The following is a 23,187-nucleotide window of genomic DNA, read 5'->3' as shown; positions in this document are numbered from 1 at the left end:
CGGGGGTCAGGCGCCGGACGGGGCGCCCGCCCCGAAGGACGAGCCGGCGCCGAAGGACGAGCCCACGCTCGTGGCGCGCCGGCCGGCCACCCCGCTGACGACCCCGTTGTAGTCGGCGGCGCGCAGGGCGCGCAGCGCCTCCCGGCGGGCCTCGCCCTCGAGCCGGTCGACGTAGAGGCGCCCGTCGAGGTGGTCGGTCTCGTGCTGCAGGCAGCGCGCGAGCAGCCCGGCGCCCTCCACGACCACCGGCGCGCCGTGCTGGTCGACCCCGGTGACGCGGGCCCAGTGGCGCCGCGGCGTCTCGAAGCCCAGCCCGGGCACGGACAGGCAGCCCTCCCCGCCCTCCTGCGGCTCCTCGCCCACCTCGAGCAGGGGGTTGACCACGTGGCCCTCGGCGCCCTCCACGGCCCACGTGAACACGCGCAGGCTCACGCCCACCTGGGGCGCGGCCAGGCCCACGCCGCCGACGTCCAGCATCGTCTCGTGCATGTCCGCGACGAGGCGGCGCAGGGCGTCGTCGAACACGGTGACCTCCGCCGCGCGGGTGCGCAGGACGGGGTCCCCGATGGTGCGGATGGGCAGGATGGGCATGGTGGGACCTCGCTCTCGACCTCCCAAGTCTACGGTCCGCCCGGCGGGGGCGGGCACGCCGCGGGTCAGGCGGGCGGGGCCGGCGGGCGCTCCCCCAGGGGGGGCGGCGGCACGGGGCGCAGCGCGGGCCCGGCCGCGGCGAGGGCCGTCTCCTGCGTCCACACCCGGTGCAGGGCGCAGAACTTGTACCAGTGCGCCTCGAGCACGGCCGGCACGGCCTGGACGGGCACGACCTCCGTCTCCCCGATCGCGACGCCCAGCAGCAGGTCCGCGTTCCCGTAGGCCCACGGCTCCCAGCTGCCGGCCTCGGCGTCCACGAGGGACTCCTCGGCCTTGAGCCCGGCGACCAGCTGGGTGACGACCTTGGGGTCGAGGGGCTTGACCCGCCCGTCGCGGTCCGTGCCCTTGGTCTTGTAGTCGATCAGGCACACCTTGCCGGCGATCCGGGCCACGAGGTCGAGGGTGCCGGCGTAGCCGACCGTGGAGTTCCACACGGTGACCTCCACCGCGAGCGGCTCGGGGGCGTAGAGGTCCCACCACTCGTCGAAGCGGGAGGCGAAGCGCTCCTCGCCGTGCTCGGCGAGCGCGGCCCGCGCGTCGGCCGCCCGGTGGGGCCGGCCCAGCGCGCGCAGGGCGATCTGCTCGGCGTAGGTGTGCACGCGGTCCCCGCGGGCGGCGGCGTCGTCCCGGTGCCGCTCGGCGGCCTTCGCCGCGTCCCGGACCACGGCGCGCAGCTGCGCGGGCGAGCCGAGGGCCGCGCGCAGCCGCTCGTCCCGCACGGCCGCCTGCGCCGCGGAGTAGCCGTACCAGCCGTCCAGGTCGGTGGCCGCCCGCGAGAGGACCGTGGTGATGGAGGGCACGGTCGCCTGCTCGGAGGTGGACCTCGCGTACATCCGTCCGTACTCGGTCTGTTCCGCCAGCCTGGGCTGTGTCACGCTGCTCGCTGCCTCTCCGTGGGTCCGGGGTGCCGTCCCCGGTCCCCGGGGCGCTGGCCCGCACGCTACCGGCTCCCTCGGACAGGCGGCCGGCCGCCGCGGCGGAGCCCGGGCACGACGAAGGCCCCGGCTCGGTGAGCCGGGGCCTTCGTGCTGGTGCGCGATACTGGGATCGAACCAGTGACCTCTTCCGTGTCAGGGAAGCGCGCTACCGCTGCGCCAATCGCGCTTGACCGTTCGACCTCCGGGGAGGTCGGCAAGCGAGGTGGGGTGTGCACCGAGGTGGAGACGGGATTCGAACCCGCGTTGACGGCTTTGCAGGCCGCTGCCTAACCACTCGGCCACCCCACCGGGACCTGGTCCTCACGGACAGGGCCGTTGGTCACGACATCTACGATGTCGATCACTGCGAGCGGACGACGGGAGTCGAACCCGCGACATCCACCATGGCAAGGTGGTGCTCTACCAGCTGAGCTACGTCCGCATGTCTGTCGGCCGATCTCTCGATCTTCCGAGTTGGAACTCTATCACAGCCGTTTTCCCCGGCGTCTCCGCCGGGAGGGGGCGTGCGGCAGTCGACGGCCTCCTCGGTGCGGAGCGCCTCGCGGCCGCTCCGTCCCGCCGGAACCCGTCGGTGTTCCTGACAGGTGAAGACTGTACGGGAACGTTTTCGGAAACGCCAAATCGCCCGCCCGGCCCCTCCCGGCCCCGTCCGGCCGTGGCCGGGAGCCGGACGGGCGGGGCCGCGACCCTGCCCGGGAACGCCCTTCCCGCCCTCCCCGCCCCGTGGACGGCCGGCCCACGGGGCGCCCCGTGGAGCCCGTCCGGACCGCCCCGGCGGCGAATTGGCCCCCGGGGCGGATGTGGGTTATGGTTTTCGAGCAGTGAGCGCGATTGGCGCAGCGGTAGCGCGCTTCGTTCACACCGAAGAGGTCACTGGTTCGATCCCAGTATCGCGCACGAGCACCGAGAGGACCCCGGCTGACCAGCCGGGGTCCTCGTCTCGTTCCGGGCCCGGATCCCGGGCCCCCACCACGACGACGGCCCCGCCGCCCTCCGTGGGAGGGCGGCGGGGCCGTCGTCGTCCCGGCGCCCCGGGGCGGGCAGCCGGGCGGGGCGCCGGGGTCAGGCGCCGGGGTCAGGCGGCGGAGACGTCCCCGAGGATCCCCTCGCGGGCGAGGGCGGTCAGGCGCGAGACGGCGCGGAAGTACTTTTTCTGGTAGCCGCCGGCCATCATCTCGGCGGTGAAGACCTGGTCGAAGGGCCGGCCCGAGGCGATGATCGGGAGGTTCTTGTCGTAGAGCCGGTCCGCGAGCACCACGAAGCGCAGCGCCACGGCCTGCTGCTCGATGGTGTGCACGTCGCGCCACACCACGGCGTCGATCCCGTCGATGAGCTTGCGGTAGCGGGAGGGGTGCACGGTCGCGAGGTGCTCCACGAGGGCGGCGAAGTCGTCGGCGGCCACGACGCGGCCCGCGTAGCGTTCCTCGACGGCGCGCTCGAGCTCCTCCTCGGACAGCGGCGCGGGCGCCTGCGGCAGGCCGCGGTGGCGGAAGTCCTCGCCGTCGATGCGCTGGACCTCGAACTGGTCGGCGAGCACCTGGATCTCCCGCTGGAAGTCCTGGGCGGCGAAGCGGCCCTCCCCGAGGGAGCCCGGCAGGGTGTTGGACGTCGCCGCGATCCGCACCCCGGCGTCGGAGAGCTCCCGCATCAGCCGCGACATCAGCACCGTGTCCCCCGGGTCGTCGAGCTCGAACTCGTCGATGCACACCAGCTGGTAGGAGCTCAGCGCGTCCACCGCCTTGCGGAACGTCAGGGCGCCCACGAGGTTGGTGTACTCCACGAAGGTCCCGAACGCCTTGGGCCCGGGCACGGCGTGCCACAGGGAGGCCAGCAGGTGGGTCTTGCCCACGCCGAAGCCGCCGTCCAGGTAGATGCCGGTGCGCACGGCGGCCCCGCCGCCCCCGCCGAAGAGCTTCGCGAAGAAGCCGCCGCCGGAGCCGGTGCGGCCGACGGACTCCGCGAACGTCCGCAGCTTCTGCACGGCCTGCGCCTGGGAGGGCTGCTGGGGGTCGGGCCGGTAGGTGTCGAACGAGACCTCCCCGAAGCGCTCGGACGGCCGGAAGCCCGCCAGCAGTTCATCCGCCGACACGTTGGGCCGGCGGTCGGTGAGGTGTTCGATCTGGATGCTCACGGGGAACCTCTCTGTCCGCCGCGGCCGGCGGTTCGCTGGGCGTCCGTGCGCCGGCGGGCGCACGGAGGTGCTCCGGCGATTTTACCGGCTGGCTCCCCCGGGGCCGCGCCGGGACGTGATCGGCCCCGGCGCACTACGCTGGGGAGGAACCCGGCCCGCGAGGGCCCCACCCGCTCCCCACCCGGAAGGATCCCCCATGGGCGTTGCCGTGGAGAACAACGAAGAGTTCGCGCAGTACGCGCACCCCGAGCGACTGGTGTCCACCCAGTGGGTCGCCGAGCACCTGGCCGACCCGGGCGTCGTCGTCGTCGAGTCCGACGAGGACGTCCTGCTCTACGAGACCGGGCACGTCCCCGGCGCCGTGAAGATCGACTGGCACACCGACCTCAACCGCCCCGACACCCGCGACTACGTCGACGGCGCCGGGTTCGCCGAGCTGATGTCCCGCAAGGGCATCTCCCGCGACACCACGGTCGTCGTCTACGGCGACAAGTCCAACTGGTGGGCGGCCTACGCCCTGTGGGTCTTCGAGCTCTTCGGCCACCCGGACGTGCGGCTGATGAACGGCGGCCGGGACAAGTGGATCGCCGAGGGCCGCGAGCTGTCCACGGACAGGGTCGTGCCCGAGCGCGCCGACTACCCCGTGGTGGAGCGCGACGACTCCCGGGCCCGGGCGTACCAGGAGGACGTCCTCGCCCACCTGGGGCAGAACCCCCTGATCGACGTCCGCTCCCTGCCCGAGTACACCGGCGAGCGCACGCACATGGCCGAGTACCCGCAGGAGGGCACCCTGCGCGGCGGGCACATCCCCACGGCCGCGTCCGTGCCGTGGGCCCGGGCCGCCGCCGAGGACGCCCGGTTCCGCTCCCGCGAGGAGCTCGAGGCGATCTACCGCGACGAGGTCGGCCTCGCCGCGGACGACGACATCATCGCCTACTGCCGCATCGGCGAGCGCTCCTCCCACACCTGGTTCGTGCTGAAGTACCTGCTCGGCTACGACAAGGTGCGCAACTACGACGGGTCGTGGACGGAGTGGGGCAACTCCGTGCGCGTGCCCATCGTGCTGGGCGCGGAGCGCGGCGAGGTCCCCGGGAGCGCCCGGTGACCGCGGCGCTGCCCGCCCAGCTCGAGGAGCTGGTCGACGACTTCACCGCGGTCCCCCAGGAGGACAAGCTGCAGCTGCTGCTCGAGTTCTCCCGCTCCCTGCCGGCGCTGCCCTCCCGGCTGGGCGAGCACCCGGAGGAGCTGGAGCAGGTCGTGGAGTGCCAGTCGCCGCTGTTCCTGGCCGTCGAGTGGGACGAGGACGCCGAGCCCGGCCCGGACACCCCGGTGCGGCTGTTCTTCTCGGCCCCCGCCGAGGCCCCGACCACGCGCGGCTTCGCCTCGATCCTGCACGAGGGCCTCGACGGGCTGCCCGCGCAGCAGGTCCTCGAGATCCCCGACGACCTGCCGGAGCGCTTCGGGCTCACCCAGCTCGTCTCCCCGCTGCGGATGCGCGGGATGTCGGCGATGCTCGCCCGGATCAAGCGCCGGGTCCGCGAGCTGCAGGACGCCTGAGCGGCGCGGCGGCACCGGCGTGGCGAGGAGCTCGCGCCGCGCCGGCCCGACGGCGGCCGTCGCGGCGCTGGAGCGGGCCGGCGTGGCCTACGCCGTGCACGAGTACGACCACGACCCCGCGGCGGCGTCCTTCGGCCTGGAGGCCGCCGCCGCGCTGGGCCGGGACCCCGGGCAGGTGTTCAAGACGCTGATGGTGGTGCACGAGCGGGACTGGGCGGTCGCGGTGGTCCCCGTCTCCGCGCGGCTGTCCCTGCGGGCGGCGGCGGCCGCCCTGGGCTGGAAGCGGGCGGCCCTGGCCGAGCCCCGGCTCGCGGAGCGGCGCACCGGCTACGTGGTCGGCGGGATCTCCCCGCTGGCCCAGAAGGCGCCCTCGCCCACCCTGCTGGACGACTCGGCCGCCGCGTGGCCCACGGTCCTCGTCTCGGGCGGGCGGCGCGGGCTCGACGTCGAGCTCTCCCCCGCGGACCTGCTGCGGCTCACGGGCGGGCGCACGGCGGCGCTCCAGGCCTGAGCCGGGCCTTCAGGCCTGGGCCGGGGCGCTCGTGCGCGCGTGCTCCGCCAGCCGGGCCGGCAGCCAGCGCCGCACGGCGTCCTCCCACCGCCGCGGGTCCACGTTCCACTCCTTCGTGTGCCGGGCCCGGGCGAAGGGCACGAACTCCACCAGGCGGTTCTGCTCCGCGAGCAGCCGCGAGCTCTCGGCGGGGACGAACTCGTCGTCCACGGAGTGCAGGATCAGCGTGGGCGCGCGCAGGTGGTCGGAGCGGGAGAGCCAGTCCAGGGCCTTGAGGTCCACCGGCGCGGCCAGACCGGTGAGCATCCGGCCCGCCCGGTGCGAGATGAGGTTCGTGGCCAGCCGCCCGATCCCGGAGGGCACGCGCCGGGTGCGGGAGTGGTGGGCGATGAGCTCGAACCAGTCCACCACCGGGCCGGTGAGCACGAGGGCCGCGATGTCGTCCCGGTAGAAGGACAGGTCCGCCGTCTGCAGGGAGATCGCCCCGCCCATGGACCAGCCGAACAGCACGATCTGCGTGGCCCCCCGGGACTTGGCGTAGCTGATGGCCGTCTGCACGTCCTTCCACTCCGTGAAGCCCAGCCCGTAGCGGTTGTCGTGCGTGGGCGGGGCCTCCCGGTCGTTGCGGTAGGAGATCAGCAGCGACGTCAGCCCCAGCTCCCGCGCCACCGGCACGGCGCGCACGGTCTCCATCCGGTTCGCCCCGCGGCCGTGGACCATGATCGCCCAGGGCCCCGGCAGGACGCGGGGCCGCTCCCCCTCGGGGGTGGGCCCGCCCTCGGCCGGCACGACCCAGCACGGGGCCGGGCCGACCTCGATGGGGATCTCCACCTCCTCGAACGGCAGCCCCGCCGCCCCCGGGTCCGGGTAGACGGTGCCGGACCAGAAGCCGCGGGAGGCCGTGGACAGGTCCCCGGTGTAGACCTCCTCGACGACGCGGGTCACGGTGCCCTCCTGCGGGGACCAGGCGCGGATCGCCCCGATCCGGGCGTGCCCGCGGCCGGCGTCGAAGCGCAGGCTGTACGTCCCGGCGACGGTCGTGTCGACCGTCGCCGGCAGCTTCACGAGCGTCGCGGCGGACGGGTCGCCGGCCTCGCCCGTGCGGGCGAGGCCGAGGATCGGCAGGTCCTCGGAGCGGTACTTGGGCGGCACCACGACCTGGCGGGCGAAGTACGCGGCCGCCGCGCTCGAGAGCCCGAAGGTCAGCGAGGCGGCGCCCACGGTCACCGCGGCGCCCACCACGGCGCCGCGGGCCCACTGCGTGGCGGGCGCAGGGTCGGGGGCGGCGGGGGGCGGGAGGAGACGTCGGAGCATGCTCCCAGTCTTCCACGGGCGGCGGGCATAACCGGGCCCGACGCGTGGTTGTCCTTTCCGACCCGACTGCCGAGCTGACCACGGAGGAGACCATGACCGAGCCCACCCGGACCGGCGACCGACCCGACCCCGCCGCCCGCACCGAGGAGGACTGGCGCTCGATCCTGTCCCCCGAGGAGTACCACGTGCTGCGCGAGGCCGGCACGGAGCGGCCCTTCACCGGGGAGTACTGGGACACGGAGACCGAGGGCGTCTACGCGTGCCGCGCCTGCGGGGCGGAGCTGTTCCGCTCCGAGACCAAGTTCGACGCCCACTGCGGCTGGCCCTCCTTCTGGGCGCCGCTGGCGGAGGAGCGGGTCAGGTACATCAAGGACACGGCCCTGGGCATGGAGCGCGTCGAGGTGCGCTGCGCCGCGTGCGGGTCCCACCTGGGCCACGTCTTCGGCGGGGAGGGCTTCCCCACCCCGACCGACCTGCGGTACTGCATCAACTCGGTCTCGGTCCGCCTGGTGCCCGCCGAGTCGTGAGCCGCCCCGGTCCCCGCGCGGGAGCCTCGTCACATCCGGCCCGGCGGCGTGGCACGGCCCACACCCGCCCCGGGACGGCCTACCCTGCCAGTGTGAGCGCGGTGAACGACATGTCATGGGTGCCCCAGGACTTCCGGGCGACCCTCGCGCAGCTGCGCCGTTCCCACGCCCGGGAGGGGATCGAGCTCACGGAGATCCCCGCCCCCACGCACCTGGCCCCGTTCGCGCTCGCGGTGCGCGCCGACGTGCGCAGCCCGGCGGGCCTGCCCGGCGGGCCCGCCCCCTCGCCGGTCCGGCCGGGGGCGCCCGGGGCCCCCGCCGGTCCGCTCGTGGCCGCGGGCCGGGCGCCCGCGGCGGCCCTGGACGAGCTGGCCACGGGCCGCTTCGTGCTCCTGCACGACCCCGCGGAGCCCCCCACGTGGGGCGGCGCATTCCGCATCGTCACGTGGGCGCGGACCGCCGTGGAGCGGGAGGTCGGCTGCGACGACACGGCGGGCGCGATCGCCTGGACGTGGCTGCTCGAGGCCCTGGACCGGCACCGGGCCGGATATTCTCGGGAGGGCGGCACCGCCTCCCGCGTCCTCGCCGAGGGCTTCGGGGTCCTGGGCGACCAGGAGGAGGGGGCCGACGTCGAGCTGCGCGCCTCGTGGACGCCCGACGGCCCCGACGTGGAGCCGCACCTGGCGGCCTGGACGGACGCGCTGTGCACGTTCGCCGGGCTGCCCCCGTACCCGCAGGGCGTGACCGTGCTGCACCCGCGCCGCTGACCACCGAACCGACCGCGCCCCGCCGGGGCCGACACAGAATCGAAGACGCTCCTTGACCGACCCAGCCGACCGCCGATCCGCCACCGACGAGCCCGCGACCTCCGTGGTCGCCGGGTTCGAGGAGTACGAGATCCCCGACAGCGTCCACCTCTCGGCGCCGTTCGACGGCGTCCCGCCCGTCATCGACACCCCGGCCGGCCTGGAGCGGGCCGCCGCCGCCGTGGCCGAGGGCACGGGCCCGGCCGCGATCGACACCGAGCGGGCGTCCGGCTTCCGGTACGGCCAGCGCGCGTTCCTCGTGCAGCTGCGCCGCGAGGGCGTGGGCACCGTGCTCGTCGACCCGGAGGCCACGGGCTCCCTCGCCGTGCTGGGCGAGGCGCTGTCCGGGGTCGAGTGGGTCCTGCACGCGGCCACGCAGGACCTCCCCTCCCTGCGGGCCCTCGGCATGCACCCGGACGCCCTGTTCGACACCGAGCTGGGCGGGCGGATCGCCGGCCTCCGGCGCGTGGGGCTGGCCGCGGAGACCGAGGAGCTGCTCGGCTACACGCTCGCCAAGGAGCACTCCGCCGTGGACTGGTCCCGGCGCCCGCTGCCGAAGGACTGGCTCAACTACGCGGCCCTCGACGTCGAGATGCTCATCCCGCTGCGCTGGGCCCTGGAGGAGCTGCTGCGGGAGAAGGGCAAGCTCGAGTGGGCGCTGCAGGAGTTCGAGGCGGTGCGCACCGCCCCGCCCGCCCCGCCGCGGAAGGACCCGTGGCGCAAGACCTCCGGGATCAACAAGGTCAAGGGCCGCCGGCAGCTCACGGCCCTGCGCAACCTGTGGGAGGAGCGGGAGCGCCTGGCCCAGCACAAGGACCTCTCCCCCGGGCGCCTGCTGCCGGACGCGGCGCTCGTGGCGGCGGCGTCCGCCATGCCGCGGACCGTGCCGCAGCTGCTCGCCACCCCCGCCTTCCACGGGCGGCTGGCGGCCCGGGAGGCCCCCCGGTGGCTGCGGGCGATCGCCGACGCGCGCCAGGCCACGGAGCTTGTGCCGTTCACCGTGAAGTCGGACGCCCTGCCGCCCGTGAAGGCGTGGGAGGCCAAGCGTCCCGAGGCCGCCGAGCGGCTGAAGGCCCTCAAGCCCGTCGTCACGGAGCTGGCGGAGGAGCACGAGATGCCCACGGAGAACCTGCTGACCCCCGAGCACCTGCGGCGCTTCTGCTGGCAGCCGCCCAAGAGCACGACCGACCAGGCCGTGGGCGACCGGCTGCGGACGCTGGGGGCCCGCGCGTGGCAGGTCGAGCTGACCGCGCCCGTCATTGGGGCGACCTGGCGGGAGCTGCGCGCCCGCCGGCGCGCCGAGCGCCAGGCCGAGCTCGCCGGGTCCCCGGCCGGGGCGCCGGACGCCCCCGGGGACGAGGACGCCCCGGCGGCGTGAGCCGCCCGGTGCCCGCACCGCGCGGAGGGGCCCCGGCCGTCGGCCGGGGCCCTCCGCGCGGTGCGGGACGCGGACCTGCGTCAGCGCGGGGTGTCGCCGGGGGCCGGGAACGGCGCGGCGGGATCCGTGGTGGGCTCCGGGGTGACCGGCTTCGCGGTCTCCAGGTCGGCGAAGTCGCTGGACGCGGCCCCGGAGGTCGTGGTGCCCGGCGTCGTGGTGCCCGGTGTCGTGGTGCCGGAGGTCGTGGCCGCCGTCCCCGGGGAGGCGGTCCCGGAGGACTCCGCCGAGGAGCCGGAGACCTTCTCCTTGACCGTGGAGGACGCGTCGGAGGCCTTGGCCCCCACGGTGCCGGCGGCCTTCTTGGCGCTGTCGGCGAGCTTGCCGCCGACCACGGGGACCTCGGCCCGGACCCAGTCGGTCCCGCCGGAGACCTTCTCCTGGACCTTCGGGTCCTGCCACGTCCTGAGGGCGTTCTGCTTGAGGGTCTCGTAGCTCTTGCGGCCCGAGGCCGAGCCGACGACGAAGCCGGCCCCGAACCCGGTGACGAAGATGAGGCGCTTGAGCATGCTGGTGTCCTTCCGTCCGTCCGGGCGGTGGGGCCCGGAGCGCGTGGTGGAGCCGGTCGTGCGCGGTTCGGCCCGCTGGGTGCTGTCATCGTCATCCTACTGAGGAACGCGCCCCGCCCGACAGCGTCCCGGCGCGGCTCCGCTGTCAGCGATCACCCGGGCCCGCTGTGTGACGGCCCCGTCCGGGGGCCCGGGCCCGGGCCCCTAGACTGGCGGCAGACCCCGTCCGTCGTCGTCGAGAGGACCACCGTGACCGCACCCGAGCCCGACCACCCCGTTCCCTGCGGCCCGCGGCGACGCTCCGTCCTGGGGGCGGCCGGGTTGGCGGCCGGCGCGGCCGCGGCCCTGACCGCGTGCGGCAGCAGCGACGAGGCACCGGCGGCGGGGCCGGGCTCGCCGGTGGACCTGGGCCCCGTCGAGGACCTGCCCGTGGGCTCGGCCGTGAAGGTCGACCAGGACGGGGTGCAGGCGGTCGTCGGGCGCCCGGCGCCGGACACGGTCGTGGCGTTCTCCCCCGTCTGCCCCCACCAGGGGTGCATGGTGGCGCCCCGGGAGAAGCGCTACGTCTGCCCGTGCCACGCCTCGGAGTTCGACCTCACCACGGGCGACGTCGTCAGCGGCCCCGCCCGCAGCGGGCTCGAGCCCTATCCCGTGGCCGTCACCGGCGGGCGGATCGTCCTGGGCTGAGGCCCCGGCGGGGCGCTCAGCGCCTGCGTAGGCGGGGCAGCGGCGCGCCGTCGTCGCCGCCGCGGACCGCGTCCGGCTCGATCGGTCGGGCGTAGGGCACCCGGGTGCCCAGCACGGACGCCAGCGTGTCCTGGGCCACCCGCTGGGCGGTGAGGCCCACGCGCTCCAGGACCTGGGAGCGGGAGCCGTGGGCGAGGAACCGCGTGGGCAGGCCGACCTCGTTCAGGGCGGTGTCCACCCCGGCGGCGCGCATCTCCTGCCGGATGCGGGAGCCGATGCCCCCGGCGCGCACCCCGTCCTCGACGACCACGACGATCCGGTGCTCGGCCGCGAGCTCGATCACCGAGCGCGGCACGGGCAGCACCCAGCGGGGGTCGACGACGGTCGAGGACACCCCGTGCGCCTCGAGCCGGTCGGCGACGTCGAGGGCGAGCCCGCTCATCGCCCCGACGGACACGAGCAGCACGTCGCGGCGGGCGCCCTCGCCGCCGCCCTCCCCGCCCCGGCGGGCGAGCACGTCCACCCCGTCGACCAGCCGGTCCAGGGCGGGCACCGGGGCGCCCACGGGGCCCTTGGGGTAGCGGATGACGGTGGGGGCGTCGTCGACGGCCACCGCCTCCCGCAGCTCCTCCACGAGGGTCGGCTCGTCGCGCGGGGCGGCCAGGTGCAGGCCGGGCACGATTTGGAGCAGCGCGAGGTCCCACATGCCGTGGTGGCTGGGCCCGTCCGGGCCGGTGACGCCGGCGCGGTCCAGGACCACCGTGACGCCGGCCCGGTGCAGGGCCACGTCCATGAGCAGCTGGTCGAAGCCCCGGTTGAGGAACGTGGCGTAGAGGGCCACCACGGGGTGCAGCCCTCCGTAGGCCATGCCCGCGGCCATCGCGATGGCGTGCTGCTCGGCGATGCCCACGTCCACCACCCGGTCGGGGTGGGCGGCCTGCATCTTCTGCAGCCCCACGGGGATGAGCATGGCGCCCGTGACGCCCACGACGTCCTCGCGCTCGTCGGCGATGCGCGCGATCTCGTCGCGGAACACGGCCGTCCAGCTGCGCTCGGAGCTGGTGGCGGTGGAGCGTCCTGTGAGGGGGTCGATGACGCCGACCGCGTGGAACTGGTCGTCCTCGTGGGCGATGGCCGGCGGGTAGCCGTGCCCCTTCTCCGTGATGGCGTGCACGATGACGGGCCCGCCGAAGTTCCTGGCGTTGGTGAGGGCCTGCTCGACGGCCTCGAGGTCGTGCCCGTCCACCGGGCCGACGTACTTCATCCCGAGGTCCTCGAAGATGCCCTGCGGGACCACGACGTCCTTGATGCCCTGCTTCATCCCGTGCAGGCCGCGGTAGACCATCCCGCCGAGGGGCCCGGAGTGCCTGAGCAGGTTCTTGACCGACTCGAGCGTCTGCTCGTAGCGGCGGTCGGTGCGCACGGCGTCGACGCCCTGCTGGACGCTGGCCTGCAGCTCGGCGAGGCGGTTGGCGAAGCCGCCGACCGTGGGGGCGTAGGAGCGGCCGTTGTCGTTGACGACGATGACGACCTTGCGGTGCCGGTCGGAGGCGATGTTGTTGATGGCCTCCCAGGCCATCCCGCCCGTGAGCGCGCCGTCGCCGACCACGACGACGGCGTGCCGGTCCGCCTGCCCCGTCATGGCGTAGCCGCGGGAGATGCCGTCGGCCCAGGACAGGGACGACGAGGCGTGGGAGGACTCCACGATGTCGTGCACGGACTCGGCGCGGTCGGGATAGCCGGCCAGGCCGCCCTGCTGGCGCAGCGTCGCGAAGTCCTTGCGCCCGGTGAGCAGCTTGTGCACGTAGGACTGGTGGCCGGTGTCGAAGACGATGGCGTCCCGGGGCGAGTCGAAGACCCGGTGCACCGCCATGGTCAGCTCCACGACCCCGAGGTTGGGTCCCAGGTGCCCGCCGGTGGCGGAGACGTGGGTGACGAGGAAGTCGCGGATCTCGGCCGCGAGCTCGCCCAGCTCGGCGCGGCTCAGCCCCGCGAGGTCCTCCGGGCCGGACACCCGCTCCAGCACGCTCATGCTTCCTCCCGTGGTCCTCGGCGTCGTGGTCGGCGGCACCGGATCCGGGATCACCGGGCCGGCACGTCCTCACGATCCTACTCGCTCGCCCCGACGGGCCGGTGCGGGCCGCGGGGCCCCGAGAGCGCCGGAGGGCCCGGTCCTCGCGGACCGGGCCCTCCGTTCGCCGCCGCCCGCCCGGGTGGGCGGGACGGGGATCAGGACTTGGCGATGTTCCTGAGCACGTACTGCAGGATGCCGCCGTTGCGGTAGTAGTCCGCCTCGCCCGGCGTGTCGATGCGCAGCACGGCGTCGAACTCGACGGTGGAGCCGTCCTCCTTGCGGGCGGAGACCTTCAGCGTCCCGGGGGTGGTGCCCTCGTTGAGCGCGGTCACGCCCTGGACGTCGAAGACCTCGGTGCCGTCCAGGCCGAGGGAGCCCGCGGACTCCCCGGCCGGGAACTGCAGCGGCAGCACGCCCATGCCGATGAGGTTGGAGCGGTGGATGCGCTCGTAGCTCTCGGCGATGACGGCCTTGACGCCCAGCAGGGAGGTGCCCTTCGCGGCCCAGTCGCGCGAGGACCCGGAGCCGTACTCCTTGCCGCCCAGCACGACCAGCGGGACGCCGGCCTCCTTGTAGTTCATCGCGGCGTCGTAGACGGCGGCCTGCGGGCCGCCCTCCTGGGTGAAGTCGCGGGTGAAGCCGCCCTCGACCCCGTCCAGGAGCTGGTTCTTGATCCGGATGTTGGCGAAGGTGCCGCGGATCATGACCTCGTGGTTGCCGCGGCGGGAGCCGTAGGAGTTGAAGTCCTTGCGCTCCACGCCGTTCTCGATGAGGTACTTGCCCGCCGGGGTGTCGGACTTGAAGGAGCCCGCCGGGGAGATGTGGTCGGTGGTGACCGAGTCGCCCAGCTTGAGCAGCACGCGGGCGCCCGTGATGTCCTCCACCGGGGTGGTCTCCATCGTCATGCCCTCGAAGTACGGTGGCTTGCGCACGTAGGTGGACGCCTGGTCCCACTCGAAGGTCTTGCCGGTCGGGGTGTCCAGGGTCTGCCAGCGCTCGTCGCCGTCGAAGATGGTGCCGTACTCGCGGGTGAACATCTCCGTGTCGATGGACGCGTCGATGATCTTCTGGACCTCGACCGGGTCCGGCCAGATGTCCTTGAGGTACACGTCGTTGCCCTCCGAGTCCTGGCCCAGGGGCTCGTTCTCGAAGTCGAAGTCCATGTTCCCGGCCAGGGCGTAGGCGATGACCAGCGGCGGGGACGCCAGGTAGTTCATCTTCACGTCCGGGTTGATCCGGCCCTCGAAGTTGCGGTTGCCCGAGAGCACCGAGGTCACGGCCAGGTCGTTGTCCTGGATGGCCTGGGAGATCTCCTCCTCCAGCGGGCCGGAGTTGCCGATGCAGGTCGCGCAGCCGTAGCCGACGATGTAGAAGCCGAGCTCCTCGAGCGCCGGCACCAGGCCGGACTTCTCGTAGTAGTCGGTGACGACCTTCGAGCCCGGGGCGATCGAGGTCTTGACCCACGGCTTCGCCTTGAGCCCCTTCTCGACGGCGTTGCGGGCCAGCACGGCCGCGGCCATCATCACCGACGGGTTGGAGGTGTTGGTGCACGAGGTGATCGAGGCGATCGACACGGCGCCGTGGTCCAGCTCGAACTCGCGCCCGTCGGGCATGCTCACGGGGACCAGCTTCGTGGGGCGCCCGGTCTCGGCATGGGCGTGGTGCTCGCGCGGCTCGTCGTTCTTGGACTGGGCGTGCTCCGGCATGTAGGCCGGGGCGTCGGAGGCCGGGAACGACTGGGCGGAGGCCTCGTCGGCGGAGTTGCCGGCGGTGACGTCCTCGTCCACGTGCGTGGCGTAGTTCAGGAGGTCCTCCTGGAACTGCGCCTTGGCCTCCGTGAGGGAGATGCGGTCCTGCGGGCGCTTCGGGCCGGAGATCGAGGGGACCACGGTGGAGAGGTCCAGCTCGAGGTACTCCGAGAAGGTGATCTCCTTCGCCGGGTCGTGCCACATGCCCTGCTCCCTGACGTACGCCTCGACGAGCGCGAGCTGCTCCTCGGAGCGCCCGGTCAGGCGCAGGTAGTCCATGGTGACGTCGTCGATCGGGAAGATCGCGGCGGTCGAGCCGAACTCGGGGCTCATGTTGCCGATGGTCGCGCGGTTGGCCAGCGGCACCGCCCCGACGCCCTCGCCGTAGAACTCGACGAACTTGCCGACCACGCCGTGCTGGCGCAGCATCTCGGTGATCGTCAGCACGACGTCGGTCGCGGTGGCGCCCGCCGGGATCTCGCCGGTGAGCTTGAAGCCCACGACGCGCGGGATGAGCATGGAGATCGGCTGGCCGAGCATCGCGGCCTCCGCCTCGATGCCGCCCACGCCCCAGCCCAGCACGCCGAGGCCGTTCTCCATGGTGGTGTGGGAGTCGGTGCCCACGCAGGTGTCCGGGTAGGCGCGCAGCGTGCCGTCGACCTCGCGGGTCATCACCACGCGGGCGAGGTTCTCGATGTTCACCTGGTGGACGATGCCCATGCCCGGCGGGACGACCTTGAAGTCGTCGAACGCGGTCTGGCCCCAGCGCAGGAACTGGTAGCGCTCGCCGTTGCGCTGGTACTCGATGTCCATGTTGCGCTCGATCGACTCGTGGCTGCCGAACGAGTCGATCTGCACGGAGTGGTCGATCACGAGCTCGGCCGGGGCCAGCGGGTTCACGCGGGCGGGGTCGCCGCCGAGGTCGGCGATGGCCTCGCGCATGGTCGCCAGGTCGACGATGCAGGGCACGCCGGTGAAGTCCTGCATGATGACGCGGCCGGGGGTGAACTGGATCTCGATGCTGGGCTCGGCGCTCGCGTCCCAGTTCGCCAGGGCGTTGATGTGCTCGGAGGTGATGTTGGCGCCGTCCTCGGTGCGCAACAGGTTCTCGAGCAGAACCTTGAGGCTGAACGGGAGCTTCTGGGCCCCCTCCAGCGCGTTCAGTCGGAAAATCTCGTACTCGGTGCCGTTGACGTCGAGGACGCCCTTGGCTCCGAAGCTGTCCACCGTGCTCATATGCGTGGAACTCCTTCTCGCCACCGTCTGGGAAACGTTCGCTCGAGGAGCCGGGATGCCCGGTGTTCCTCCGCGAACAGTCACCTGTCAGTGTAGCCCGTGCGGACGGCCCGGCCTCGGCGGGTCGCGCCGGGGCCGACACACGGCGCTGCCGGTCAGGGCTCCAGGACGGCGAGGGTCTCCACGTGGTGGGTGTTCGGGTACATGTCGAAGGCCCGCACGGAGCGCACGCGCCATCCCGCCCGGCGGAAGCGGCCCAGGTCCCGCGCCAGCGTCGCGGGGTCGCAGGCGAGGTACGCGACCCGGCGCGGGGCCAGGGCCACGAGCTGGTCCACGACGGTGCGCCCGGCCCCGGCCCGGGGCGGGTCCAGGAGCACGACGTCGGGGCGCGCCGGGCCGCGGCCCCGGGCAGGCCGGCGCCGGCCGCGCGGGGCGGGGCCGGCCTCCGGCCAGAGCCGGCCGAGGACCTTCTCCACGCTGCCGCGCTCGACGCGCACCTGCGGGCGGTCGGCGAAGGTGCGCCGGGCGTCGGCGCTGGTGACCGGGGAGCCCTCGACGGCCACGACCGTCCCGTCCCCGCCCACGGCGTCGGCGAGCGCGGCGGTGAACAGGCCCGCCCCCGCGTAGAGGTCCAGGGCGTGCTCGCCGGGGCGGGCGGCCGCGGCGTCGGGCACCGCCCGGTGCAGCAGCCCGGGGGCGCAGCGGTGGATCTGCCAGAAGCCCTCGGCGGAGACCTCCCAGCGGTACGGGCCCGCGTGCTCGACGACGGACGGGCGTCCTGCCCACGTCTCGGGCTCCCGGGCCCCGGCGGCCCGGGCGGTGACGGAGACGTCCCGGCCGGCGGCGAGCCGCCCCAGCTCCCGCCGCAGCCGACCGCCGTCCGCCTCCGGGGCGAGCGTGAGGTGCACCAGCGGGGCCCCGCCGTCGGCGGGGGCGGCGACGTCGACGCGCTCCGCGCCGCGCAGGTCCAGCTCCGCGAGCCGGAGCCCGTCGATGGCGGGGAGCACGAGCGGGAAGCGGTCCACGGGCACGATCTCGGCGCTGCGGTGCGGGTGCATCCCGATCCGTCCGGCCGCGTCCACCGCGAAGTGCGCGCGCGTGCGCCAGCCGAGCCCCCGGGGGTCCTCCCCCGGCATGGCCTCGACGACCACCTCGTGCTCGAGGCCGGCCAGCCGGGAGAGCTGCTCCGCGACGACGGCGGCCTTGAGCTGCCGCTGGGCGGGCAGCTCGGCGTGGCCGAGCTCGGCCCCGCCCACGGGGGCCCGCCCCCGGGCCCACGTCACGAGGGGGTCGGCGAGCTCCCACGCGTGGCGCTCGCGCCGGTGCGGGTCGGCCTGGAGGACGTTCACGACGTCGCCCCGCCAGAACCGGGCGTCGGATGCGGCCTCGGTGAGCCGCACGCGCACGCGCTCGCCGGGCAGGCCGTGGCGGACGAAGACCACCCGGCCCTCGGCGGTGCGCGCGACGGTGTGCCCGCCGTGGGCGATGGGCCCGAGCCGCAGCTCGAGCTCGGCGGGGGCCGCGGGGGCGGCGGGGTCGGTGGCAGGGCTCACGGGCGGAACGCTTTCTCGTCGGGACCGGCGGGCCGGTCGGCGGGGGCGGTGGCGGACTCGGGGCCCACGTCCCGGCCCGCGGCGGTGGACAGGTGCCAGGGCACGGAGGCGGTCATGACCCCGCGCTCCTGGTGCAGCCGGGCCCGCAGGGGCCGGATCGCCTGGTTGTGCAGCAGCCGCTCCCACCGCCGGTGCACGACGTACTCGGGCAGGTAGACGACGACGAGGTCCCGCGGGGACTTCCGGCGCACCCCCCGGACGTGGTCCACGAGGGGGCCGATCGTGTCGCGGTACGGGGAGTTGAGCACGGTGACGGGCACGGGGATCTCCAGGCGCTGCCACTCGGCGAGGATCCGCTGGGTCGCGGCGGCGTTCGTGTCCACCACGACCGCCTCCAGGGTCGAGGGCCGGGACGCCCGGGCGTAGGCGAGGGCGCGCATGAGGGGCTTGCGCACGGAGGACACGTAGATGATGGCGTGCACGCGCGAGGGCAGGGCCCGCACCGGGGAGTCGGGCTCGAGGGCGAGCTCGGCGTCCACGGCGTCGTAGTGGCGGCGGATCCCCCACATCACCGCGCCCAGCGCGGCGAGGGCCACGATGGTGATCCACGCGCCCTGGGTCAGCTTGGTGACGAGCACGACCACGAGCACGGCGGCGCACTGGACGAACGCCACGAGCGCCACCGCCCGGCGCACGAGCAGCTCGCGCCGGTCGCCGTGGTGGCGGCGCAGCCGGCCGACCCGCGCCCAGTGCCGGAGCATCCCGGCCTGGGTGAGCGTGAACGAGACGAACACGCCCACGATGTAGAGCTGGATGAGCCGGTTGACGTTGGCCCCGAACGCCACGGTGAGGACCACGGCCACGAGCAGCAGCAGGACGATGCCGTTGGTGAAGGCGTAGCGGTCCCCGCGGGCCTGCAGCTGCCGGGGCAGGAAGGCGTCGCGGGCGAGCCGCGAGGCCAGCGTGGGGAAGCCGGAGAACGCCGTGTTGGCGGCCAGCACGAGCACCCCCACGGTGGCGGCCACGAGCACGAAGAACCACAGGGACTCCGGCCCGAAGACGGTGCGGGCGAGCTGGCCCAGGACGGGGTCCTGGAAGAAGTCGGGAGCGGGGTGGCGGCCGTCGATGAGCAGCTGCTCGGCCGGGTCCCCCACCACCACGACGCCCGCGCGGTCGGCGAGGTACATCACCCCGGCCAGCAGCGCGGCCGCGAGCGCGCCGAGCAGCCCGAGCGTGGCCGCGGCGTTGACGGCGCGGGGCTTGCGGAAGTAGGGGACGGAGTTCGTGATGGTCTCGACCCCCGTGAGCGCCACGGCGCCCGAGGAGAAGGCGCGCAGCACCAGCAGCGCCCCGGCCAGCCCGGCGAGGCCGGCGTCGAAGCCGGCCGCGGGCAGCACCTCGTACGCGGCGCTGGGGGCGGTGCCGAGGCTGCCCGCGAGGTCCCGGCCCACGCCGACGAGGATGAGGGCCGTGAGCACGGCCAGGAAGAAGTAGGTGGGCACGGCCGCGGCCCGGCCCATGAACGCCAGCCCGCGCAGGTTCAGCAGGCCCACGAGCAGGATCCCCCCGACGGCCAGCTCGACCCGCCGGTCGGCGAGGGCCGGCAGCGCGGCGGTGACGTACTGGGCGGCCGTGGCCATGGACACGGCGACGACGAGGACGTAGTCGGCCATCAGCGCCGCCCCCACGCCCACCCCGGCGGCGCGGCCCAGGTTCTTGGAGACGATCTCGTAGTCGCCCCCGCCGGAGGGGTAGGCGCGCACGTTCTGCCGGTACGCGGTGATCACCACGGCGAGCACCACGAGCACGGCCAGGCCGACCAGCGGGGAGACCGCGACCGCCGTCGTGCCCGCCAGGGCGAGGGTGAGGATGATCTCGTCCGGGGCGTAGGCCACGGACGAGAGGGCGTCGGCCGAGAAGACCGGCAGGGCCGTGCGCTTGGGCAGCACGGCGTCGCCGAGACGCTCGTTGTGGATGGGCTTGCCGACGAGTGCACGCCTGAGCGCCCGGGGAATGCTCTGCACGGCTCCCCACGCTAGTCCGTCCCGCCGCGATTGTCCGCCACGGGGGACGTGAGCTGCGCCGCCCCCGCGCCGGGACGGTCCCCGGGGTGGCCTAGGCTGGGAGCCATGGCGCACTTCGTGATCATGGGAGTCGGGCGGGTCGGCGTGATGATCGCCCACACCCTCGAGGACTCCGGGCACACCGTCGCGGTCATCGACCAGGACGACCGGGCGTTCCGCCGGCTGCGCAAGTCCTTCGGGGGCAAGAAGGTCACGGGCCTGGGCTTCGACCGCGAGGTGCTGCGCCGCGCCGGGATCGAGGAGGCCTACGCGTTCGCGGCGGTCTCCAGCGGGGACAACTCCAACATCATCGCCGCCCGGGTGGCGCGCGAGACCTTCAAGGTGCGCCGGGTGGTCGCCCGCATCTACGACCCCAACCGCGCCGAGTTCTACCAGCGCCTGGGCATCCCTACGGTCGCCGCCGTGCGCTGGAGCGCCGACCAGGCGCTGCGCCGGATCCTGCCGGAGCAGTCGATCACCGCGGACTTCCGGGAGGCCTCCGGGCGGCTCCAGCTCGCGGAGCTCCTGCTCGACGACTCCTGGTCCGGCCTGCACCTCGACGCGATCGCGGAGGCCACCGGGGTGCGCGTCGCGTTCGTGACCCGCTTCGGGGAGGGCATCCTGCCGGGCCCGGACACCAGCTACCAGCAGGGGGACGTGGTGCACGCCATGATGCGCACCGACGACGTCGAGGCCGTCACCCGGGTGCTGTCCCGGCCGCCGAGCCCGGACGTCCTCGACCTGGCCAGCTCGCTGCGCCGCGACGCCGACGGCGTGGCCGGCGACGACCGCTACCCGGGAGGCAGCTGATGCGCGTGGTGATCGTGGGCGCGGGCGCCGTGGGCGCCTCCATCGCCCGGGAGCTGCTCTCGCACCGCCACGAGGTGGTGATCTTCGACGAGAAGCCGGAGGTGATCGGGCGCTCCGACCTGCGCGGGGCGCAGTGGATCATCGGCGACGCCTGCGAGCTGTCCACGCTGCGGGAGGGCGGGCTGGAGGACACCGACGTCGTCGTCGCCGCGACGGGCGACGACAAGGCGAACCTCGTGGTCTCCCTCCTGGCCCGGAGCGAGTTCGGCGTGCCCCGCACGGTCGGGCGCGTCAACAACCCCAAGAACGAGTGGCTCTTCGACGACGCGTGGGGCGTGGACGTCGCGGTCTCGACGCCGCGGCTGATGACGGCGCTCGTCGAGGAGGCGGTCGAGGTCGGCGACGTCGTGCGGCTGCTGACGCTGCAGACGGGCGGGGCGATGCTCTCGGCGTACACGGTCCCGCACGAGCACCCCGTGATCGCCACCATGGTCTCGCAGGTGCCGTGGCCGCCGGAGGTGACGCTCGTGGCGATCCTGCGCGACGGCGTGCCCATCACCCCGTCCGGGGACGACGTCCTCGAGGGCGCCGACCAGCTGTTCTTCGTCTCCAGCGCCGAGGGCGAGGCCCAGCTGCGGGCGATGTTCACCACCGCCGGCGAGCACGGGGCCTGAGGGGGCTCAGACCCCGTCCTGCGTCCCGTCCTGCGTCCCGGCGACCTGCTGCGGGGGCCGGGAGACGAGCCACGCGAGCCACAGGGTCAGCGCGTACAGCGGCACGCCCATCACCAGGCGGGCCACGCCCAGGCCGGTGACGTTCTCCGCGAGGTACAGGGGCACCTGCACGAGGAGCCGGGCCGCGAACATGGCCATCAGCATGCCGGTGGCGATCTGGTAGGCGCGGCGGCGCACCGCCACCCCGCGCCACTGCGTGCCCTCCCCGCGGATGTACCCGTAGAACACGCCGAGCAGCGGCCAGCGCGCGAGCAGGGACACGCCCAGGCCGGCGCACCAGATCGCGTTGATCCAGAAGCCGGGCACGTAGTAGTCCAGCGCCTCGCCGGTGGCCCGGGCCACGAGCGAGCAGACCCCCACGCCCACGAACCCGGAGACGGCCTGGAGGAGGCTCTGGCGCTGGACCAGCCGCAGCACCGTGAACAGGGCCGCCGCGCCCAGCGAGGCGAGCAGGGCGGGGCCCAGGACGCCGCCGATCAGGAGCACGGCCAGGAACACGACGCCGGGCAGGATCGTCTCGGCGAGCCCGCGCCAGCCGCCCACGGCGTGCAGCACGTCGAGCTGGCCGTCGGCCCGGCGGCGCATCCCGGAGCGGGCCGCGTAGGCGGCCATCGAGCGCTCCAGGTCGCGGGCGCGCCGCGGCGGCTCGGTGTCCTCCCGGGGCTCGCTGGGGTCCGTCATGTGCTGACCTGTCCTATCTGCCGACCTGCTTGGCGATGATCTCGTAGCGCGGGTTGAACATCGTGGGCCGCCCGTCCCGGAAGCTGACCACGCCCACGCAGCGCAGCCGGGTGCCGGCGGTCACCCCCGGCACGCTGCGCTGGCCCTGCCAGACGAGCCGCAGGGGGCGGGGCTCGGGGCGGCCGTCCTCCCCCAGCGCCGGGGAGCAGTCGGGCACGAGCAGCGCGCAGTAGCTCTGCACGCCCGTCACCGGGGGAACGGTGACCTCCTCGACCAGCCCGGTGGCCATCACGCGGCGGCGCCCGCCCCGGGCCGCGGTGGCGGGGTCGAGGTCGCCCGCGCACACCGGGTCCTCGGTGATGACGTCGATCGCCCCCGTCGCGGCCGTCGCGCGCGGGGGGCGGGTCCAGGTCGTCGTCACGGCTCAGCCGATCTCCGTGATCTCCGGGCCGCGCTGCGGGGGACGCGCGGGGGCCGGCTCGGGCGCGGGGTCCGGCGCGGGCGTGCCTGCCGGGCGGCGGACCGCGCCCTCGGGCACGCTCAGCGGCAGCAGCTCTCGCGGGGGCATGGGCTTGTCGCCGCGCACGACCACCAGCTCGCGCAGGACCTCCTCCAGGGCCGCGGCCGGTTCGGCGGCCACGGCCGCGGTGCCCGTGAACACGGCGCGGACGAACCAGCGGGGCCCGTCGACGCCGACGAAGCGCGCGAGGCGGAAGCCGCGCGTGCCGTCCGAGGCGGTGGCCGGGAAGCGGGTGAGGACCTGGAGCCCGAAGGGGCCCTCCTCGATCCGGGGCTCCCCGTTGCTCGTGCGCAGGGACTCGACGAGCTCGCGGCGCACCTCGTCCCACAGCCCCTCGGAGCGCGGGGCGGCGAACGCCTGCACCTGGACGGAGCCGCCGTCCAGGTCCAGGGCCACGGCGCGGGGGCGCTGGGTGCGCTCGTCGATCTCGAGGCGCACGCCCAGGCCCTTGCGGGGCCGCACGAGCAGCGACCCGAGGTCGAGGTAGCCGTCCCGGTGCTCGAGCTGGGAGACGTCGAGCGGTCCCCGCGGCTCCTGCCGGGCCTTCGCGGCGGCCTCGGCGGCGTCCGCCGCGGCGGCCTCTCCGGCGGGCACGTCCTCGTGCCCGCCGGGCGCGGCGTCCTGCTGCGGCTGCTTCTTCTTGCGACCGAACATGTTCTCGTTCTCCTCCGCCGGCACGCCGTGCCGGCTCGTGGGTCTGCT

General features: G+C 74.6%; 21 protein-coding genes and 4 tRNA genes. 10 read left to right on the top strand and 15 right to left on the bottom strand.

Features of this window, described 5'->3' with window-relative positions:
- Positions 1-6: 6 nt before the first annotated feature.
- The 5 genes from def to ACYSMR_RS14970 form a co-directional block, all read right to left on the bottom strand.
- Positions 7-591 carry a peptide deformylase gene (def, locus tag ACYSMR_RS14990; RefSeq protein ID WP_461746249.1) on the bottom strand — a complete coding sequence of 195 codons (585 nt, stop codon included), beginning with the start codon at positions 589-591 and terminating at the stop codon, positions 7-9.
- Positions 592-656: 65 nt separating this feature from the next.
- Positions 657-1,526 carry a cytochrome gene (locus tag ACYSMR_RS14985; RefSeq protein WP_461746247.1) on the bottom strand — a complete coding sequence of 290 codons (870 nt, stop codon included), beginning with the start codon at positions 1,524-1,526 and terminating at the stop codon, positions 657-659.
- 154 nt (positions 1,527-1,680) lie between these two features.
- Positions 1,681-1,755: transfer RNA gene (locus tag ACYSMR_RS14980), tRNA-Val, on the bottom strand.
- A 51-nt stretch (positions 1,756-1,806) separates the two neighbouring features.
- A tRNA-Cys gene (locus ACYSMR_RS14975) sits at positions 1,807-1,877 on the bottom strand.
- Positions 1,878-1,937: 60 nt separating this feature from the next.
- Positions 1,938-2,010, bottom strand: a tRNA-Gly gene (locus ACYSMR_RS14970).
- 404 nt (positions 2,011-2,414) lie between these two features.
- Here ACYSMR_RS14970 and ACYSMR_RS14965 point away from each other — a divergent pair.
- Positions 2,415-2,486 (top strand) — tRNA-Val (locus tag ACYSMR_RS14965).
- 178 nt (positions 2,487-2,664) lie between these two features.
- On the opposite strand, the gene zapE is transcribed toward ACYSMR_RS14965, so the two are convergent.
- Positions 2,665-3,720, bottom strand: a complete 1,056-nt coding sequence (gene zapE, locus ACYSMR_RS14960) for a cell division protein ZapE (protein ID WP_251332459.1) — start codon at positions 3,718-3,720, stop codon at positions 2,665-2,667.
- A 196-nt stretch (positions 3,721-3,916) separates the two neighbouring features.
- On the opposite strand from zapE, the gene ACYSMR_RS14955 reads away from it, so the two are divergent.
- Genes ACYSMR_RS14955 through ybaK form a run of 3 tightly spaced genes read left to right on the top strand, consistent with a single transcriptional unit; the run spans position 3,917 to position 5,788 of the window.
- Positions 3,917-4,825 (top strand): sulfurtransferase, encoded by a 909-nt coding sequence (locus ACYSMR_RS14955; RefSeq protein WP_251332460.1) that lies wholly within the window; start codon positions 3,917-3,919, stop codon positions 4,823-4,825.
- On the top strand, positions 4,822-5,277 hold the full coding sequence (locus ACYSMR_RS14950; protein WP_251332461.1) for a SufE family protein: 456 nt from the start codon (positions 4,822-4,824) through the stop codon (positions 5,275-5,277). Before ACYSMR_RS14955 ends, ACYSMR_RS14950 begins: the two co-directional genes overlap by 4 nt.
- 19 nt (positions 5,278-5,296) lie before the next feature.
- The gene (ybaK, locus tag ACYSMR_RS14945; RefSeq protein WP_251332462.1) at positions 5,297-5,788 is read left to right on the top strand and encodes a Cys-tRNA(Pro) deacylase; all 492 of its coding nucleotides are present in this window, start codon (positions 5,297-5,299) and stop codon (positions 5,786-5,788) included.
- Positions 5,789-5,797: 9 nt separating this feature from the next.
- Here the strand turns inward: ybaK and ACYSMR_RS14940 are convergent, their stop codons facing one another.
- Positions 5,798-7,102 (bottom strand): alpha/beta hydrolase family protein, encoded by a 1,305-nt coding sequence (locus ACYSMR_RS14940; protein WP_251332463.1) that lies wholly within the window; start codon positions 7,100-7,102, stop codon positions 5,798-5,800.
- A 92-nt stretch (positions 7,103-7,194) separates the two neighbouring features.
- On the opposite strand from ACYSMR_RS14940, the gene msrB reads away from it, so the two are divergent.
- From msrB to ACYSMR_RS14925, 3 genes are all read left to right on the top strand, one after another.
- Positions 7,195-7,629 carry a peptide-methionine (R)-S-oxide reductase MsrB gene (gene msrB / locus ACYSMR_RS14935; protein WP_251332464.1) on the top strand — a complete coding sequence of 145 codons (435 nt, stop codon included), beginning with the start codon at positions 7,195-7,197 and terminating at the stop codon, positions 7,627-7,629.
- 92 nt (positions 7,630-7,721) lie between these two features.
- Complete coding sequence (locus ACYSMR_RS14930; protein WP_461746244.1) at positions 7,722-8,396, top strand: DUF3000 family protein; 675 nt, start codon at positions 7,722-7,724, stop codon at positions 8,394-8,396.
- Positions 8,397-8,448: 52 nt separating this feature from the next.
- Positions 8,449-9,813, top strand: a complete 1,365-nt coding sequence (locus tag ACYSMR_RS14925; RefSeq protein ID WP_461746242.1) for an HRDC domain-containing protein — start codon at positions 8,449-8,451, stop codon at positions 9,811-9,813.
- A gap of 80 nt (positions 9,814-9,893) precedes the next feature.
- Here ACYSMR_RS14925 and ACYSMR_RS14920 read toward each other — a convergent pair whose 3' ends face one another.
- Positions 9,894-10,379, bottom strand: coding sequence for a hypothetical protein (locus ACYSMR_RS14920; protein ID WP_461746240.1), 486 nt, complete (start codon positions 10,377-10,379; stop codon positions 9,894-9,896).
- A 249-nt stretch (positions 10,380-10,628) separates the two neighbouring features.
- Between ACYSMR_RS14920 and ACYSMR_RS14915 the strand changes: the two genes are divergently transcribed.
- Entirely contained in the window at positions 10,629-11,066 is a 438-nt protein-coding gene (locus tag ACYSMR_RS14915) for a Rieske (2Fe-2S) protein (RefSeq protein WP_309125431.1), read from the top strand.
- A gap of 16 nt (positions 11,067-11,082) precedes the next feature.
- Here ACYSMR_RS14915 and dxs read toward each other — a convergent pair whose 3' ends face one another.
- From dxs to ACYSMR_RS14895, 4 genes are all read right to left on the bottom strand, one after another.
- Positions 11,083-13,098 carry a 1-deoxy-D-xylulose-5-phosphate synthase gene (gene dxs, locus ACYSMR_RS14910; protein ID WP_461746238.1) on the bottom strand — a complete coding sequence of 672 codons (2,016 nt, stop codon included), beginning with the start codon at positions 13,096-13,098 and terminating at the stop codon, positions 11,083-11,085.
- 197 nt (positions 13,099-13,295) lie between these two features.
- Positions 13,296-16,124 (bottom strand): aconitate hydratase, encoded by a 2,829-nt coding sequence (locus ACYSMR_RS14905; RefSeq protein ID WP_251332469.1) that lies wholly within the window; start codon positions 16,122-16,124, stop codon positions 13,296-13,298.
- 155 nt (positions 16,125-16,279) lie between these two features.
- Positions 16,280-17,677: a class I SAM-dependent RNA methyltransferase gene (locus ACYSMR_RS14900; RefSeq protein ID WP_461746235.1), complete on the bottom strand. Its 1,398-nt coding sequence runs from the start codon at positions 17,675-17,677 to the stop codon at positions 16,280-16,282.
- Positions 17,674-19,701 (bottom strand): APC family permease, encoded by a 2,028-nt coding sequence (locus ACYSMR_RS14895; protein WP_251332471.1) that lies wholly within the window; start codon positions 19,699-19,701, stop codon positions 17,674-17,676. The genes ACYSMR_RS14900 and ACYSMR_RS14895 overlap by 4 nt, the downstream gene beginning before the upstream one ends.
- A gap of 105 nt (positions 19,702-19,806) precedes the next feature.
- On the opposite strand from ACYSMR_RS14895, the gene ACYSMR_RS14890 reads away from it, so the two are divergent.
- Both ACYSMR_RS14890 and ACYSMR_RS14885 read left to right on the top strand, forming a co-directional pair.
- On the top strand, positions 19,807-20,550 hold the full coding sequence (locus tag ACYSMR_RS14890) for a potassium channel family protein (protein WP_251332472.1): 744 nt from the start codon (positions 19,807-19,809) through the stop codon (positions 20,548-20,550).
- On the top strand, positions 20,550-21,224 hold the full coding sequence (locus ACYSMR_RS14885) for a potassium channel family protein (protein WP_251332473.1): 675 nt from the start codon (positions 20,550-20,552) through the stop codon (positions 21,222-21,224). The genes ACYSMR_RS14890 and ACYSMR_RS14885 overlap by 1 nt, the downstream gene beginning before the upstream one ends.
- Positions 21,225-21,230: 6 nt before the next feature.
- On the opposite strand, the gene ACYSMR_RS14880 is transcribed toward ACYSMR_RS14885, so the two are convergent.
- The 3 genes from ACYSMR_RS14880 to ACYSMR_RS14870 are packed head-to-tail and all read right to left on the bottom strand — an operon-like array spanning position 21,231 to position 23,139.
- Entirely contained in the window at positions 21,231-21,965 is a 735-nt protein-coding gene (locus ACYSMR_RS14880) for a DUF3159 domain-containing protein (RefSeq protein WP_461746232.1), read from the bottom strand.
- Between the two features lie 13 nt (positions 21,966-21,978).
- Positions 21,979-22,386, bottom strand: coding sequence for a single stranded DNA-binding domain-containing protein (locus ACYSMR_RS14875; RefSeq protein WP_251332475.1), 408 nt, complete (start codon positions 22,384-22,386; stop codon positions 21,979-21,981).
- Between the two features lie 3 nt (positions 22,387-22,389).
- Positions 22,390-23,139, bottom strand: a complete 750-nt coding sequence (locus ACYSMR_RS14870; protein ID WP_461746230.1) for a DUF3710 domain-containing protein — start codon at positions 23,137-23,139, stop codon at positions 22,390-22,392.
- Positions 23,140-23,187: the final 48 nt, after the last annotated feature.

The organism is Kocuria sp. U4B (genome assembly GCF_054875615.1).
Note: the sequence above shows the minus strand (reverse complement) of the source record. Positions and strands in the feature narration are given on the sequence as shown.

Coding starts and splice junctions, on each gene's coding strand:
- def (WP_461746249.1), bottom strand. CDS start 591: ATGCCCATCCTGCCCATCCGCACCATCGGGGACCCCGTCCTGCGCACC.
- ACYSMR_RS14955 (WP_251332460.1), top strand. CDS start 3,917: ATGGGCGTTGCCGTGGAGAACAACGAAGAGTTCGCGCAGTACGCGCAC.
- ACYSMR_RS14940 (WP_251332463.1), bottom strand. CDS start 7,102: ATGCTCCGACGTCTCCTCCCGCCCCCCGCCGCCCCCGACCCTGCGCCC.
- msrB (WP_251332464.1), top strand. CDS start 7,195: ATGACCGAGCCCACCCGGACCGGCGACCGACCCGACCCCGCCGCCCGC.
- ACYSMR_RS14920 (WP_461746240.1), bottom strand. CDS start 10,379: ATGCTCAAGCGCCTCATCTTCGTCACCGGGTTCGGGGCCGGCTTCGTC.
- dxs (WP_461746238.1), bottom strand. CDS start 13,098: ATGAGCGTGCTGGAGCGGGTGTCCGGCCCGGAGGACCTCGCGGGGCTG.
- ACYSMR_RS14905 (WP_251332469.1), bottom strand. CDS start 16,124: ATGAGCACGGTGGACAGCTTCGGAGCCAAGGGCGTCCTCGACGTCAAC.
- ACYSMR_RS14890 (WP_251332472.1), top strand. CDS start 19,807: ATGGCGCACTTCGTGATCATGGGAGTCGGGCGGGTCGGCGTGATGATC.
- ACYSMR_RS14885 (WP_251332473.1), top strand. CDS start 20,550: ATGCGCGTGGTGATCGTGGGCGCGGGCGCCGTGGGCGCCTCCATCGCC.
- ACYSMR_RS14880 (WP_461746232.1), bottom strand. CDS start 21,965: ATGACGGACCCCAGCGAGCCCCGGGAGGACACCGAGCCGCCGCGGCGC.
- ACYSMR_RS14870 (WP_461746230.1), bottom strand. CDS start 23,139: ATGTTCGGTCGCAAGAAGAAGCAGCCGCAGCAGGACGCCGCGCCCGGC.